The following is a 14,023-nucleotide window of genomic DNA, read 5'->3' as shown; positions in this document are numbered from 1 at the left end:
CGTTACGCATTTTGATTTTGAATATCATAGTCGCGTCTTACAACAAACTTAGTTGTAACAGGAAGCTTTTGTGCTGCAAGGCGCAATGCTTCTTTTGCGATTTCGAAAGATACCCCTTCTACTTCAATAATAATTCTTCCCGGCGTAATTGGAGCAACAAATCCTTCCGGAGAACCTTTACCTTTACCCATACGTACTTCCGCTGGCTTCTTTGTAATTGGTTTGTCCGGGAAAATACGGATCCAAATTTGTCCCTGACGTTGCATATATCTTGTCACAGCAATACGTGCTGCTTCGATTTGTCTACCGGTAATCCATTTACTTTGCAAGGCTTTAATACCAAAAGAACCAAATGCAAGTTGATTGCCCCGTTGAGCATTCCCTTTCATACGTCCTTTCTGTTGCCTTCTGAATTTTGTCTTTTTCGGTTGTAACATGATTCCTAAAACTCAAATTCGTTTAGCGATTATTTTTCTTTCTTTTGAAGCTTTTGCCTCCGCTGTTTCCACCACGAGCATTGTCTTTACTTTGTGTAAAGTTTGGAGCAAGTTCTCTCTTTCCAAATATCTCACCGCGACAGATCCAAACCTTTACACCTAAAAGGCCCACTTTTGTCAATGCTTCTGCATGGCAATAGTCAATATCAGCTCTAAAAGTATGCAATGGAGTTCTTCCTTCTTTATACATTTCAGAACGAGCCATTTCAGCCCCATTTAAACGTCCTGAAATTTGCACTTTAATACCCTCAGCACCCATACGCATAGTATTTGCGATAGCCATTTTAATGGCACGGCGATAAGCGATCTTTCCTTCAACCTGACGAGCAATATTTGTTGCTACAATTACTGCATCCAATTCAGGTCTTTTTACTTCAAAGATATTGATTTGAATATCTTTATCCGTAATTTTTTTCAACTCTTCCTTCAGTTTGTCAACTTCTTGTCCACCTTTACCGATAATGATACCAGGTCGAGCTGTGCAAACAGTAATAGTTACAAGCTTCAAGGTACGTTCAATGACAATTCTGGATATGCTTGCTTTAGCTAAACGTGCATTCAGATATTTACGAATTTTACTATCTTCCAGCAATGCATCGCCATAATCGTTTCCACCATACCAGTTAGAATCCCAACCTCTAATGATTCCTAAACGGTTACTTATTGGATTTACTTTTTGTCCCATACCTAATTATTCTTCATTATTACTTTTTGCACCAACAAACAAAGTCACATGGTTTGAACGTTTGCGAATTCTATATCCTCTCCCTTGTGGTGCAGGTCTCATTCTTTTAAGCATTGCTCCACCATCAACATAAATCGTAGTCACAAACAATTCACCACTTTCAGCCTTGCGTTCGTTTTTCTGTTCCCAATTAGCAATAGCAGAGCGCAATAACTTTTCCACTCTTGCAGAAGCTTCTTTCGAAGAGAACTTCAAAACACCAAGTGCTCTATTTACTTCCATTCCGCGAATCATGTCAGCCACAAGACGCATTTTGCGGGGGGAAGTAGGAACATTTCGCAATTTCGCGAAATACATGGTCTTAAGGGCTTCTTTTCTTTTGTCAGCCGATATTTTTTTTCTTGCTCCCATTATTATTTATTACTTTTATTATTTCAGCAAAATTTCCTTATTTTTTCTTGTTACCAGCATGTCCTCTGAAGGTACGAGTTGGTGCAAATTCGCCCAACTTGTGACCTACCATATTTTCGGTAACATAAACAGGAATAAATTTATTTCCGTTATGAACTGCAACTGTATGCCCTACGAAATCAGGCGAAATCATTGAAGCTCTGGCCCAAGTCTTAACAACGTTTTTCTTACCAGCTTCATTCATGGTAAGAATCTTTTTTTCAAGCTTTACATTGATATATGGACCTTTTTTTAATGAACGACTCATAATTTACTCAATTAATCAGATTACTTTTTTCTTCTCTCAATAATGTACTTGCTAGACTGTTTCTTAGGAGCTCTTGTTTTAAGTCCCTTAGCGTACAATCCCTTACGTGATCTTGGATGTCCTCCTGAAGCACGTCCTTCACCACCACCCATTGGGTGATCAACCGGGTTCATAACAACCCCACGGTTTCTAGGACGACGACCGAACCAACGAGTACGACCAGCTTTACCTGATTTTTCCAATCCATGATCCGAGTTACCTACACTACCGATAGTAGCTTTACAAGTTCCAAGTATTTGTCTAAGTTCACCCGAAGGCAACTTAATTACACAATACTTTCCATCTCTAGAAGTCAACTGAGCAAAATTACCTGCTGACCTAACCAAGGCTGCACCTTGACCAGGACGTAATTCAATATTATGAACTACAGTACCTACAGGTATATTTTGTAGAGGCAGTGCATTACCAATCTCTGGCGCTGCTTCTGCACCCGACAACAAAGTCGTTCCTACTTGCAATCCATTGGGAGCAATAATATATCTTTTCTCTCCATCTGCATAATACAACAAAGCGATACGAGACGAACGATTCGGATCGTATTCGATTGTTTTTACTACTGCTGGAACACCGTCCTTATTTCTCTTGAAGTCAATGATACGAACCATTTTTCTGTGTCCACCGCCAATATAACGCATGGTCATTTTTCCTTGGTTATTGCGGCCACCAGATGACTTTTTACCATAAACAAGAGATTTCTCTGGTACCCGTGCAGTAATATCCTCTGAAGTACCAATAATCTTATGTCGTTGCCCCGGTGTTGTGGGCTTAAATTTACGTACTGCCATTTTTCTTAAATGTTGCTATAAAAATCAATAGAATCTCCTTCTTTCAATGTTACTATTGCCTTTTTATAGGCGTTAGTTCTCCCATCAACAATACCACCTCTTGTATAACGGCGTTTACTTTTGCCGGCATATTTAGCAGTATTTACATCAATCACTGTAACATTGTACAAGGCTTCAATTTCTTTTTTAATTTCAAGTTTGTTAGCATCAGGACGCACAATAAATCCGAAACGATTTAACTTTTCGGTTATGTTTGTCATTTTTTCTGTAACTAACGGTTTTATTATAATTCCCATTATTAAGCCTCCTTTTTACTTAAGACATTGTCAATAGCTGACAGAGCGCTTTCTGTAAGCACAAGAACTCCAGCATCTAAAACTCTATAAGTATTTAGACCTGAAACAGTTTGCACATGAGCCTTCTGTAAATTTCTAGCCGACAAATATACGTTTTTATTTGATTCTGATAAAACTACAAGAAGCTTTTTGTCATTTACTTTCAAGTTTTTTGTCATTGCAACAAAATCTTTGGTCTTTGGAGCTTCATAATTGAAGTCTTCAATCACAACAATTGCATTTCCTTTAGCCTTATAAGATAAAGCTGATTTTCTAGCTAAAGCTTTTACTTTTTTATTCAGCTTAAAAGAGTAATCTCTTGGTTTAGGACCAAACACACGAGCACCACCCACTAAAACTGGAGAGTTCACATCACCACGACGTGCACCACCACCACCTTTTTGGCGACCAAGTTTACGGGTTGAACCGCTCATTTCACTTCTTTCTTTTGATTTGTGTGTACCTTGACGCTTATTGGCCATGTATTGTTTCACATCCAAATAGATAGCGTGGTCATTCGGCTCAATTCCGAAGATAGATTCGTTTAACGCAATCTTTCTCCCAGTGTCCTCACCTTTAATGTTATATACGTTAACTTCCATTATTTCTCTATTAAAACGATTGAACCTTTGCAACCCGGTATAGAACCCTTAATCAAAAGAAGGTTGTGCTCCGAAATTACTTTTAATACTTTAAGGTTTTGTACAGTAACTCTGTCACCACCCATTTGTCCACCCATGCGCATTCCTTTGAATACCTTTGCAGGGTATGAACAAGCACCAATAGCACCCGGTTTACGAGCACGATTGTGTTGACCGTGTGTAGTTTGACCCACACCACCAAATCCATGTCTTTTAACAACCCCTTGAAAACCTTTACCTTTTGAAGTACCAACAACGTCAACAAAGTCAACATCATTAAACAATTCAACAGTAAGGGTATCACCCAAGTTAAGTTCGTTTTCAAATTCTTTGAACTCGGCCAAGTGTCTCTTTGGTGTTACTCCTGCTCTCTTAAAGTGACCAAGAAGAGGTTTTGTAGTGTGTTTTTCCTTTTTATCTTGGAAACCCAACTGTACCGCCTCATAGCCATCTTTTTCTGCTGTTTTTACTTGAGTAACAACACAAGGACCTACTTCGATAACAGTGCATGGTACGTTTTTACCATCGGCACTGAATACGGATGTCATTCCGATTTTTTTTCCTAATAATCCTGGCATTTCACTTATTTATTATAATTATCAAACTTTGATTTCAACTTCTACACCACTAGGTAGTTCAAGCTTCATCAACGCATCTACAGTCTTTGCTGTTGAGCTATAGATATCAATCAGTCTTTTGTACGAACAAAGTTCAAACTGTTCTCTTGATTTTTTATTCACGAACGTTGAACGGTTCACTGTAAAAATACGTTTGTGTGTTGGCAATGGAATAGGACCGCTAACAATAGCACCTGTAGCCTTCACTGTCTTTACAATCTTCTCAGCTGATTTGTCAACCAAGTTGTGATCATAAGATTTCAATTTAATTCTAATTTTCTGACTCATGGTCTTTTTTTAATTATATATTATACTAATAAAAGCGGCAGGTTAAGAGTCATTCGCTAACCTGCTGCTTGTTTATTTTAGATCAAATCTACTCTACCTTTCACTTCTTCAAGTACTGCTTTGGCAATAGATTGAGAAACTTGTGCATGGTGCGAGTAAGTCATTGAGGATGTTGCACGACCTGATGTAATGGTACGTAATGCTGTTACATAACCAAACATTTCGCCCAGTGGCACCAATGCTTTTACGATACGCGCACCCGATCTACTTGATTCCATACCTTCCACTTGTCCGCGGCGTTTGTTCAAGTCACCAATCACATCACCCATATTTTCTTCCGGAGTTACAACTTCCAATTTCATAATAGGCTCCATCAATACAGGACCTGCTTTTGCGCAAGCATTTTTGTAAGCTTGGATAGCACAGATTTCAAATGAAAGTTGGTCAGAGTCAACCGGATGGAAAGAACCATCAATCAGTGTCACTTTCAGTGAATCAAGAGGGAATCCAGCAAGAACACCGTTCTTCATCGCTGAAGTGAAACCTTTTTGAACCGAAGGAATAAATTCTTTTGGAATATTACCACCCTTCACTTCATCAATAAATTGCAATCCTCCTTGTTCAAAATCAGGATCAATAGGACCGATATTTACTATAATGTCAGCAAACTTACCACGACCACCTGACTGCTTCTTATAAACTTCGCGTAAATTAACAGTCTTAGTAATAGCTTCTTTGTAGTTTACTTGAGGACGTCCTTGGTTACATTCAACCTTAAATTCACGTCTCAAACGGTCGATAATAATATCCAAGTGAAGCTCACCCATTCCAGATATAATAGTTTGACCTGATTGCTCGTCTGTTTTAACAGTAAAGGTTGGGTCTTCTTCAGCAAGTTTCGCCAAACCATTAGCAAGCTTGTCCATATCTTTTTGAGTTTTTGGCTCAACAGCAATACCAATCACAGTTTCTGGGAAATCAATAGATTCCAAAATGATTGGAGCTGATTCGTCACAAAGCGTATCACCTGTACGAATATCCTTAAAACCAACACCTGCACCAATATCACCTGCACCAATTACTTCAACCGGATTTTGTTTATTTGAATGCATCTGGAAAATACGCGACACACGTTCCTTTTTACCTGAACGAGCATTGAATACGTATGAACCGGCATCAATTTTACCTGAATATACACGGAAGAAAGTTAAGCGACCAACATAAGGGTCTGTAGCAATTTTAAATGCTAAAGCAGATGTCTTGTCTTCTTCATCCGGTTGTCTTACAACCTCTTCGCCTGTATTTGGATTTGTTCCAGTTACACTACCAGTATCCAAAGGAGAAGGCAAGAATGCACAAGCATAGTCTAACAATGTTTGCACACCTTTATTCTTGAATGAAGAACCGCACAACATCGGTACAATAGCCATTTGAATAGTAGCATTACGAAGCGCACGCAGAATTTCTTCTTCAGTGATTGTTGAAGGATCATCAAAATATTTCTCCATCAATGAGTCATCATAATCAGCTACTGATTCAAGCATTTTATCTCTCCATTCTTCACATTCAGCTAATAAATCAGCTGGTATATCTTCAACAGAGTAGTCAGCACCCATTGTTTCATCATGCCAAAGAATAGCTTTCATTTTAATAAGGTCAACAACACCTTTGAAAGTTTCTTCTGCACCGATTGGAACAACTATAGGACATGGGTTAGCACCCAATACATCTTTCATTTGGCGAACCACTTCGAAGAAATCAGCTCCCGAACGGTCCATTTTGTTCACGTAACCAATACGTGGAACATTGTATTTATCAGCTTGACGCCATACTGTTTCCGATTGTGGTTCAACGCCACCTACAGCACAGTAAGTAGCAACAGCACCATCAAGAACACGCAATGAACGCTCTACTTCCACAGTAAAGTCAACGTGTCCCGGAGTGTCAATCAAATTGATCTTATAAGTATCGCCGTCATATTTCCAACGAGTGGTTGTAGCAGCCGATGTAATAGTGATACCACGTTCCTGCTCTTGAGCCATCCAGTCCATGGTAGCAGTACCATCGTGAGTTTCACCAATCTTATGAGTTAATCCGGTATAAAACAGGATACGCTCAGAAGTAGTTGTTTTTCCGGCATCAATGTGAGCCATGATACCGATATTACGAGTTAAATGTAAATCTTGTTTTGCCATTTTTTAATTCTTTCGCTTACCTTTAATAATTAATGTTTCTCAGTATTAGAATCTAAAATGTGCAAATGCTCTGTTGGCCTCAGCCATTCTGTGCATATCTTCCTTACGTTTGTATGAACCACCTTGCTCATTAAAAGCATCTATGATCTCAGCAGCAAGTTTATCAGCCATTGTTTTTCCACCTCTCTTACGAGCATACAGAATCAAATTTTTCATTGAAACTGACTCTTTGCGGTCTGGACGAATTTCGGTTGGCACTTGAAATGTAGCACCACCTACACGACGAGATTTAACCTCCACTTGTGGGGTTACATTATCAAGTGCTTTCTTCCAAATTTCAAGCGCTGATTTTTCTTCGTTAGGAAGTTTTTTTGATACTAATTCTAATGCTGCATAGAAAATTTCATAAGAAATATTCTTTTTGCCATCATACATCAAGTGGTTTACGAATTTAGAAACCTTTTGATCATTAAACACAGGATCCGGAAGGATAATGCGTTTTTTCGGTTTTGATTTTCTCATTTGTTTGAACAATTATGTTTTTGTTTCTGGCTGTAATGTGTCTTCAATCCCCCACCGGAGTATTTACTCAACCTATACCAAGTCCAACAAACTAAAACGAAAGTTATTTATTAAATTTTTCAATTCGGATAATCACATCCGTATTATTTCTTTTTCTTAGTAGCGGCTGCAGCTGCTTGTCCTGGTTTTGGACGCTTAGCACCATATTTAGAACGTCTTTGTGTACGTCCGGCAACACCTGCTGTATCTAACGTACCGCGAACGATGTGATAACGTACCCCCGGTAGGTCTTTTACACGACCACCACGTACCAACACGATTGAGTGCTCTTGCAAGTTATGTCCTTCACCCGGGATGTAAGAGTTTACTTCCTTAGAGTTTGTCAAACGTACACGAGCTACTTTACGCATAGCTGAGTTTGGTTTTTTTGGAGTTGTTGTATAAACTCTCACGCAAACGCCACGTCTTTGAGGACACGAATCCAGAGCGGGAGACTTACTTTTCTCCGTCAGTACAGCACGTCCTTTTCTTACTAATTGCTGAATTGTAGGCATTTTTAATTGTTTTTAGTTATTATATATTTGATATTATTTATTTTCGCAACAATACAATTTGGGCTGCAAAGTTACAAATAATATTTTAATAATCAATCAAATGCCTTTTTATTTTTCCATTAAGCTTCGCCTTGTAAATTTGGCATAGGAGGTATAAATTGTTTTTCGGGAAGGCGGATATTACCAAAAACCTGTTCGTATTTTGCTATATTATCCTCAAGCGCATTCAACAAACGCTTAGCGTGTTCGGGAGCTAAAATTACCCGTGATTGCACAGCAGCTTTGGGCAAACCAGGCATAACACGAATAAAATCCAGAATAAACTCCGAACTGGAATGTGTAATAATTGCCAGGTTGGCATACGTACCCTGCGCTACTTCATTATTTAATTCTATTTGTAGCTGATTGTCTTGATTTTGATGTTCCATATATTTATTTTTTTAAGAATGTTACAAAAATAGCAGAAATCCGCAAAAGTATTTAACGAAAACTCAATTCTTATTTTTCTTTTCTATTTTTGTAGTAGAAGAATAATGATTATTAACCCACAAAAGGCAATGAGAGAAATACTTCTTGTTATATGCATACTCTGCACCGTTCAAATAGATGCCCAAAACAGGCAACTACTCAATGCTATAAAAAGTAAAAACCGCGAGTATCGTCTAAACGAACTTAATGCAGCCTCCTCCTATGCAGATGTACAGACATATCAAAGCATCTATAAAATACTCCCCAAAAGTACTTCTGAAGCCAAAATTGATATTCTCAACTGGATTAGCAATGAGGCAAAGGACTCTGAAAAGAAAGAAATACTCCGAGAATTTGAGGTACGATTCGAAGTTCCAGGAAGACAAGTACTCGTCAAGTTATTGGAAGACAAAGATATAGAAGTACGAAAAGCAACTGTAAAGTCTTTAGTTCACATCAGCGATTCAAGAACAATAAGTGCACTGGTCAATTTACTACTCTCTTCTGACCAAGAAATGGTCGTTTTTACAGGTCAAGCACTTGTTTATTTCACTGGAGGAATAGAGGAATCGGTAGCCAAGGCTATACCAAAAGCCGGAGATATAGGAAAAATAGCAGGAATCGAGTTACTCGCTACACGAAAAGCCAAAGCAAACAACAATGCCATTTTTAACGAAACACGTTCTCTTTCCGAAAAAGTCAAAACTACTGCCTACAAAGCACTCAAGGATGTAGTTGGCGAAAACGACTTTGTACGTTTATGTGGCATGTTAGAAATAGCAGAGAAGGAAGTAGTATCTCCACTACAGGAAGCAATTATTACCGCCATTTCCTCACAATCAGCAGATGAGCAAACAAATACAATTATACGGAGAATGAGGCAAACCGACGAGGAAAAGAAACATCTTTACTACATCCCATTAGCAAAAACAGGAACCGAACAAGCTATCAAAATAATCAAAGAAGGGATGAACAGTCGCAACCAGGAGACAAGAAAGGAAGCAGAAATAGTTCTTTCTTCAATTCAGTGATTTTTTGCTTATGGCTGAGTGATTGCGCGCCTATGGCTGAGTGATCGTGTGCCTATGGATGACAGAGCACGAGACTATGGAAGACAGGGCACGAGACTATGGCAGACGGAGCGAAGGAAACAAGAGCTCTAGGCAGTGCAGTTTTGCGACTGCTTTTTGTTTCACTTCTCACTGTTTTTCGAACTATTTCTGACTGCTTTCCCAACTAAAAACCAGTCAAAAAATCAACGAAAATTAGGCGTGAAGACCCTGTGAAGGCAAAAAGAGGGGGTCTTCACAGGCAACTCGCTCACTGTCATTTGGTTATAGCATTTTGTGAATGTGAAGACCTATTCTTAAAAACTACATCTGGAGTGTATATGAAGTTACAGAACAGAACATCACTTCAATAACGACTTCACTATCTTTGCATCTTTAATCAGTTGCTCTATGAGTTCTTCTCTATTTGAAAACTTCATTTCCGTCCGTATGCGTTCGAGGAAAGATACACGAATAGAAAAATTATAAATATCAGCGTTAAATTCAAGTATATGCACTTCGATACTACGATCCAAACCATTATTGATCGTTGGACGATGTCCTATATTAAGCATTCCAATGTAAGATTTACCCTCCACTGTTACTCTAACTGCGTATACGCCATCAGCAGGAATAAGTTTTTCCGAATCGTTCACCGCAATGTTGGCAGTAGGAAATCCTATTGTTCGCCCTATACGATGACCACCGACAACCGTACCACACAAAGAATAATCATAGCCCAGAAACTTCGAAGCTAAATCCACATCACCAGCGTTGAGCAGCCTACGGATTGCCGAAGAGCTAACTGTTGTATTATTAATAGTACGCGCGCGCGCCTGTACTATATATATACCTATTTCAGCACCAAATTGACAATAGTCCTCAAAATCATTGGAACGATTGTGCCCAAAACGATGATCATGACCAATAACCATTCCTTGTACATTCAATTGCTCCTTTAAGATGGTACGCATAAACGTTTCGGCAGAAAGTGCAGCAATAGCTGGAGCAAAATCAAGCACGAAACAATAATCAATGCCTTTTTGCTCCAACAATGTTATTTTTTCATCGTAGTTTGTAAGGAGTTCGGGTTTGTAAATAGCATTCATTACTTTGCGTGGATGTACGGGAAAAGTAACCACTGCCGATTTCATTTTTTTCTGCGCTGCAAGTTCCTTTACTTGTTCAATTAAATATTCATGTCCTTGATGCACACCATCAAAAAATCCAATGGTAGCAACACAAGCCTCGGGTAAAGCAGATGGTATATGACGAAAAACAATCATTTCTCTAACTCAATATTATTTAATATGTGTAACCAGCTATCATTTGGTTTTACATTATAAGTAACCATTCCAAGCGAATCGGCAGCCTTGCAGTTCTCGAGCGAGTCGTCAATAAAGAGTGTTTCATGCGGAACGACCGCAGTCTTCTCAATAACCATTTTAAAGATAGCAACATCCGGCTTAGCCTGTTTCATCTCATATGAAAGAAAAATCTCATCAAAGTAATCGGTTACTTGATGCCCTTTATAAGTAAAGACATTCTTGCACGACCAATCCCAATGTATTGCGTTGGTATTACTCAACAGATAAACTGCATATTTCTGACGGAGTTCTAACAAAGCATCCAGCTTATAAGTTGGCACTTCACCTAAGAGATTATTCCACGCATCATCTATCTGCTCATCTGTCAAAACCGTTTGGCTCATTCGCCTAATCTCATTCCGAAAATCGACAGTAGAGATTTGTCCACATTCCAATTTCTTAAAGACCCCTTGCTGAGAGAAAGTACCTATCAATCGTTCGGCATCAGTAACACCCAATGCCCGAAACTTTTCTATGCAATGCTCCTTATGAAGATCTATCAACACTCCGCCAAAGTCGAATATCAGATTCTTAATCTCTCCCTTTTTCATCTTCTTTTCGCTTGAATACGCTGTATTAGCCTAAACAGTTCACCACCCCATAGCACTAGCGAGGAGGTAAGCATAATCATACCCCATGTATATGCATCAAGTGGCGTGGTACGAAAAACAACCCCGCCAAATGTAACAATCGCAAATTGTCCTATCAAAATACACAGTGCGACAAATAACATACCATATGACTTCCCAAGTCCCTTGAAGACAGAATCATTTGTTCCAAACACGCGTACATTAAATAAATTCCAGAACTGAAGCATCACAAAAAACGTAAAGAATACAGTTAGGCGATAAACAGTCATACCCTCCGACAAACTATTATAGTAGACAATCATACCTAACAAGCAAAACAAAAAGAGTAAACCAATACCCATAATATTGTATGCCATTTCCTTGTTTACAATGAAATCTGTATTGCGTCGCGGTTTTTCTTTCATCACATCTACATTGGGGGGAATAGAAGCAAGCGCCAATGCAGCAAAGGTATCCATTATTAAGTTTACCCAAAGCATTTGTGTAACCGTAAGTGGCAGTTCCGTGTTAAAGAAAGAGCCTATTAACACAATAAGCAGTGCTACAAAATTTATGGTTAATTGAAAAACAATGAATCGCTGAATATTTTTATAGAGCGACCGCCCCCACATAACAGCAGTAGCGATACTACTAAATGAGTCATCGAGCAACGTAATGTCGCTTGCTTCTTTAGCCACCGAAGTCCCTGTACCCATAGAGAGCCCTACCTGTGCCTGATTCAGCGCAGGAGCATCATTTGTACCATCGCCCGTAACAGCAACCACAGCACCACGCTTTTGAAGTAGCTGCACCAGACGTTGCTTATCGGTAGGACGAGCACGTGACATAATTTTCAGTTCTTCAACTCTACCCAACGCCTCTTCATCGGTTAATTGTTCAAAAGCAGCACCGGTAATATGACGATTTTCTGTATCAGCAGTAGTCCAAAGTCCTATCTGACGTGCTATTTCTTTAGCCGTTCCAGGAGTATCACCAGTTACTATTTTTACATCAATACCAGCAGAATGACACTTGGCAATTGCTTCAGAAACATCCGGACGGATAGGGTCAGAAATGGCGACAACACCAAGAAATAATAAGTTGTTAGCTGCAATCAAGGCTGCGATATCTCTATCATCATCTTCTTCTATGATTCTGTAAGCAAATCCCAATGTACGCATTGCCTTATTTTGATAGGCGGCAAGTTGTTTATCAACTTCAGAATAAAAATCTTCTTTTTGTGCGATTTTATCAGCCAGTACAATTTCCGCACACTTACTCAAGACTATCTCAGGAGCACCTTTCAGATAGAGTACTTTTTTATTCAGGAGTGGAGAATGAACCAAGGTAGCCATATACTTCCGCTCCGTAGAGAATGTCAGCTGTTCAAGTATCACTGCCTCTTTTCTAATAGAGAGATAATCATATCCGCAGTTATTCAGCCACAACAACAAAGCCGCTTCAGTAGGATTCCCCACCCCTTTTAGCTTCGCTCCCGGTGATATTTCTTCAAGAAATGCGGTAGTGTTTGCACTAATCCCCTCGAGTACTAATTGACTAGTCGTTTCACTAGCCTCTACTATTCCTTTTTTCAGCGCGTAGAAACATACCTCATGCACCTGCATTTGGTTTTGAGTTAGCGTACCCGTTTTATCTGTACAAATTACATTAATAGCACCCATCGTTTCACTAGCGTGCATTTTGCGAACAAGATTATTAGTGGCTAGCATTCTACGCATATTCAGCGCAAGACTTAGCGTAATACTCATAGGCAATCCCTCGGGTACAGCAACAACGATTAATGTTACTGCCATCATAAAGTATTTCAGAAGAATGCGCGCTATAGCTATGTAGTTATCCCATCCGGTAAGGGTAGTTTCACCAAAATAGTGATATAAGTCTTTAACAACAAATATGGCAAAAGTTGCCACCGCTACAGTAATACCTATTCTACCTATTAAGCCAGCAAGTTTGGTCAGCTGAAGATTTAGAGGGGTTGGTTCAAGAGATTGTTCGGTACTCAATCGGGCAACTCTCCCTATCTCAGTAGCATCACCCACTTGAAGCACCTGCATCATGCCATGACCATCTACTATGGTAGTCCCACGCATCACCCTATTCGAGGCATAAGTAGCCTCATCATCAAAATCGACAGGATTAGTAGCTTTAGAAACAACCGGTTCTCCTGTAAGATTGGATTCATTTACTTGCATAGAGATTGCTTCGAGTAGTTCTCCATCAGCAGGTATCTCTTCGCCTGTTTCCAGGAGGATTATATCACCGACTACCACCTCTTTGCGAGGGATTTCATGTATCCGCCCACCACGCATAACCTTTACTGCTGTCTCTTCGTTTACTACATTCAGCAAGTCAAATTTTTTATTAGCGTCGTATTCAAAAAAGAAGCCGATACCCGTAGCCAATAGGATAGCAATCACTATCCCAATAGTCTCCGCATATTCATTTTCGATAACAGAAATAACAAAAGAGAAAACCACTGCTACAAGCAGTACACGAATAACCGGATCTTGAAACTTCTCAAAATACAGTTTCCAAAGAGAGGGTCGTTTGGGAGGTGTAAGAAGATTAACACCGTTCTTTTCTCTACTCCGGGTTACTTCTTCTTCTGAAAGACCAAGGCGACGATTATCGCCAGATGCTAAACTCATCCTT

17 protein-coding genes are annotated in these 14,023 nt (G+C 39.3%); 1 reads left to right on the top strand and 16 read right to left on the bottom strand.

The window, feature by feature from the left end:
* Window positions 1–2 precede the first annotated feature (2 nt).
* The 13 genes from rplP to D0T50_RS08045 all read right to left on the bottom strand — a co-directional run bounded on the left by rplP (window position 3) and on the right by D0T50_RS08045 (window position 8,325).
* On the bottom strand, window positions 3–437 hold the full coding sequence (gene rplP, locus D0T50_RS08105) for a 50S ribosomal protein L16 (protein WP_163223024.1): 435 nt from the start codon (window positions 435–437) through the stop codon (window positions 3–5).
* A gap of 22 nt (window positions 438–459) precedes the next feature.
* Entirely contained in the window at window positions 460–1,182 is a 723-nt protein-coding gene (gene rpsC / locus D0T50_RS08100) for a 30S ribosomal protein S3 (protein WP_163223023.1), read from the bottom strand.
* Between the two features lie 6 nt (window positions 1,183–1,188).
* Window positions 1,189–1,593, bottom strand: a complete 405-nt coding sequence (rplV, locus tag D0T50_RS08095) for a 50S ribosomal protein L22 (RefSeq protein ID WP_163223022.1) — start codon at window positions 1,591–1,593, stop codon at window positions 1,189–1,191.
* 37 nt (window positions 1,594–1,630) lie between these two features.
* Window positions 1,631–1,900, bottom strand: coding sequence for a 30S ribosomal protein S19 (gene rpsS, locus D0T50_RS08090; protein ID WP_163223021.1), 270 nt, complete (start codon window positions 1,898–1,900; stop codon window positions 1,631–1,633).
* Window positions 1,901–1,920: 20 nt separating this feature from the next.
* Window positions 1,921–2,745: a 50S ribosomal protein L2 gene (gene rplB / locus D0T50_RS08085; RefSeq protein WP_163223020.1), complete on the bottom strand. Its 825-nt coding sequence runs from the start codon at window positions 2,743–2,745 to the stop codon at window positions 1,921–1,923.
* Between the two features lie 5 nt (window positions 2,746–2,750).
* Window positions 2,751–3,041, bottom strand: a complete 291-nt coding sequence (gene rplW / locus D0T50_RS08080) for a 50S ribosomal protein L23 (protein WP_163223019.1) — start codon at window positions 3,039–3,041, stop codon at window positions 2,751–2,753.
* Between the two features lie 2 nt (window positions 3,042–3,043).
* On the bottom strand, window positions 3,044–3,682 hold the full coding sequence (rplD, locus tag D0T50_RS08075; RefSeq protein WP_163223018.1) for a 50S ribosomal protein L4: 639 nt from the start codon (window positions 3,680–3,682) through the stop codon (window positions 3,044–3,046).
* Window positions 3,682–4,299 (bottom strand): 50S ribosomal protein L3, encoded by a 618-nt coding sequence (rplC, locus tag D0T50_RS08070; protein WP_163223017.1) that lies wholly within the window; start codon window positions 4,297–4,299, stop codon window positions 3,682–3,684. The genes rplD and rplC overlap by 1 nt, the downstream gene beginning before the upstream one ends.
* Before the next feature lie 21 nt (window positions 4,300–4,320).
* Complete coding sequence (gene rpsJ / locus D0T50_RS08065) at window positions 4,321–4,626, bottom strand: 30S ribosomal protein S10 (protein ID WP_163223016.1); 306 nt, start codon at window positions 4,624–4,626, stop codon at window positions 4,321–4,323.
* A gap of 77 nt (window positions 4,627–4,703) precedes the next feature.
* Window positions 4,704–6,821 (bottom strand): elongation factor G, encoded by a 2,118-nt coding sequence (fusA, locus tag D0T50_RS08060; protein ID WP_163223015.1) that lies wholly within the window; start codon window positions 6,819–6,821, stop codon window positions 4,704–4,706.
* 45 nt (window positions 6,822–6,866) lie between these two features.
* A complete protein-coding gene (gene rpsG, locus D0T50_RS08055; protein ID WP_163223014.1) occupies window positions 6,867–7,343 on the bottom strand; it encodes a 30S ribosomal protein S7 in 477 nt (158 codons plus the stop codon).
* Between the two features lie 143 nt (window positions 7,344–7,486).
* Entirely contained in the window at window positions 7,487–7,897 is a 411-nt protein-coding gene (gene rpsL, locus D0T50_RS08050) for a 30S ribosomal protein S12 (RefSeq protein WP_163223013.1), read from the bottom strand.
* A gap of 119 nt (window positions 7,898–8,016) precedes the next feature.
* A complete protein-coding gene (locus tag D0T50_RS08045; RefSeq protein WP_163223012.1) occupies window positions 8,017–8,325 on the bottom strand; it encodes a DUF3467 domain-containing protein in 309 nt (102 codons plus the stop codon).
* Window positions 8,326–8,454: 129 nt separating this feature from the next.
* On the opposite strand from D0T50_RS08045, the gene D0T50_RS08040 reads away from it, so the two are divergent.
* Window positions 8,455–9,396 (top strand): HEAT repeat domain-containing protein, encoded by a 942-nt coding sequence (locus tag D0T50_RS08040; RefSeq protein ID WP_163223011.1) that lies wholly within the window; start codon window positions 8,455–8,457, stop codon window positions 9,394–9,396.
* Window positions 9,397–9,776: 380 nt separating this feature from the next.
* Here D0T50_RS08040 and D0T50_RS08035 read toward each other — a convergent pair whose 3' ends face one another.
* From D0T50_RS08035 to D0T50_RS08025, 3 genes are read right to left on the bottom strand one after another with little or no spacing between them, the layout of a single operon-like run.
* Complete coding sequence (locus D0T50_RS08035; protein ID WP_163223010.1) at window positions 9,777–10,700, bottom strand: bifunctional riboflavin kinase/FAD synthetase; 924 nt, start codon at window positions 10,698–10,700, stop codon at window positions 9,777–9,779.
* Window positions 10,697–11,332 carry an HAD family phosphatase gene (locus D0T50_RS08030; RefSeq protein ID WP_163223009.1) on the bottom strand — a complete coding sequence of 212 codons (636 nt, stop codon included), beginning with the start codon at window positions 11,330–11,332 and terminating at the stop codon, window positions 10,697–10,699. The genes D0T50_RS08035 and D0T50_RS08030 overlap by 4 nt, the downstream gene beginning before the upstream one ends.
* Complete coding sequence (locus tag D0T50_RS08025) at window positions 11,329–14,019, bottom strand: calcium-translocating P-type ATPase, PMCA-type (protein WP_163223008.1); 2,691 nt, start codon at window positions 14,017–14,019, stop codon at window positions 11,329–11,331. Before D0T50_RS08025 ends, D0T50_RS08030 begins: the two co-directional genes overlap by 4 nt.
* Window positions 14,020–14,023 lie beyond the last annotated feature (4 nt).

This window comes from Bacteroides sp. 214 (assembly GCF_010501015.1).
GTDB lineage: Bacteria > Bacteroidota > Bacteroidia > Bacteroidales > Bacteroidaceae > Bacteroides.
This window is presented reverse-complemented; position numbering and strand designations above follow the sequence as displayed.

Excerpts from the sequence above, each read along its gene's own strand:
- rplW (WP_163223019.1), bottom strand. The coding sequence starts at position 3,041 with ATGGGAATTATAATAAAACCGTTAGTTACAGAAAAAATGACAAACATA.
- D0T50_RS08025 (WP_163223008.1), bottom strand. The coding sequence starts at position 14,019 with ATGAGTTTAGCATCTGGCGATAATCGTCGCCTTGGTCTTTCAGAAGAA.
- rpsS (WP_163223021.1), bottom strand. The coding sequence starts at position 1,900 with ATGAGTCGTTCATTAAAAAAAGGTCCATATATCAATGTAAAGCTTGAA.
- D0T50_RS08035 (WP_163223010.1), bottom strand. The coding sequence starts at position 10,700 with ATGATTGTTTTTCGTCATATACCATCTGCTTTACCCGAGGCTTGTGTT.
- D0T50_RS08045 (WP_163223012.1), bottom strand. The coding sequence starts at position 8,325 with ATGGAACATCAAAATCAAGACAATCAGCTACAAATAGAATTAAATAAT.
- rplV (WP_163223022.1), bottom strand. The coding sequence starts at position 1,593 with ATGGGAGCAAGAAAAAAAATATCGGCTGACAAAAGAAAAGAAGCCCTT.
- D0T50_RS08030 (WP_163223009.1), bottom strand. The coding sequence starts at position 11,332 with ATGAAAAAGGGAGAGATTAAGAATCTGATATTCGACTTTGGCGGAGTG.
- rpsL (WP_163223013.1), bottom strand. The coding sequence starts at position 7,897 with ATGCCTACAATTCAGCAATTAGTAAGAAAAGGACGTGCTGTACTGACG.
- D0T50_RS08040 (WP_163223011.1), top strand. The coding sequence starts at position 8,455 with ATGAGAGAAATACTTCTTGTTATATGCATACTCTGCACCGTTCAAATA.
- rpsC (WP_163223023.1), bottom strand. The coding sequence starts at position 1,182 with ATGGGACAAAAAGTAAATCCAATAAGTAACCGTTTAGGAATCATTAGA.
- rplC (WP_163223017.1), bottom strand. The coding sequence starts at position 4,299 with ATGCCAGGATTATTAGGAAAAAAAATCGGAATGACATCCGTATTCAGT.
- rplD (WP_163223018.1), bottom strand. The coding sequence starts at position 3,682 with ATGGAAGTTAACGTATATAACATTAAAGGTGAGGACACTGGGAGAAAG.
- rpsG (WP_163223014.1), bottom strand. The coding sequence starts at position 7,343 with ATGAGAAAATCAAAACCGAAAAAACGCATTATCCTTCCGGATCCTGTG.
- rplP (WP_163223024.1), bottom strand. The coding sequence starts at position 437 with ATGTTACAACCGAAAAAGACAAAATTCAGAAGGCAACAGAAAGGACGT.
- fusA (WP_163223015.1), bottom strand. The coding sequence starts at position 6,821 with ATGGCAAAACAAGATTTACATTTAACTCGTAATATCGGTATCATGGCT.
- rplB (WP_163223020.1), bottom strand. The coding sequence starts at position 2,745 with ATGGCAGTACGTAAATTTAAGCCCACAACACCGGGGCAACGACATAAG.
- rpsJ (WP_163223016.1), bottom strand. The coding sequence starts at position 4,626 with ATGAGTCAGAAAATTAGAATTAAATTGAAATCTTATGATCACAACTTG.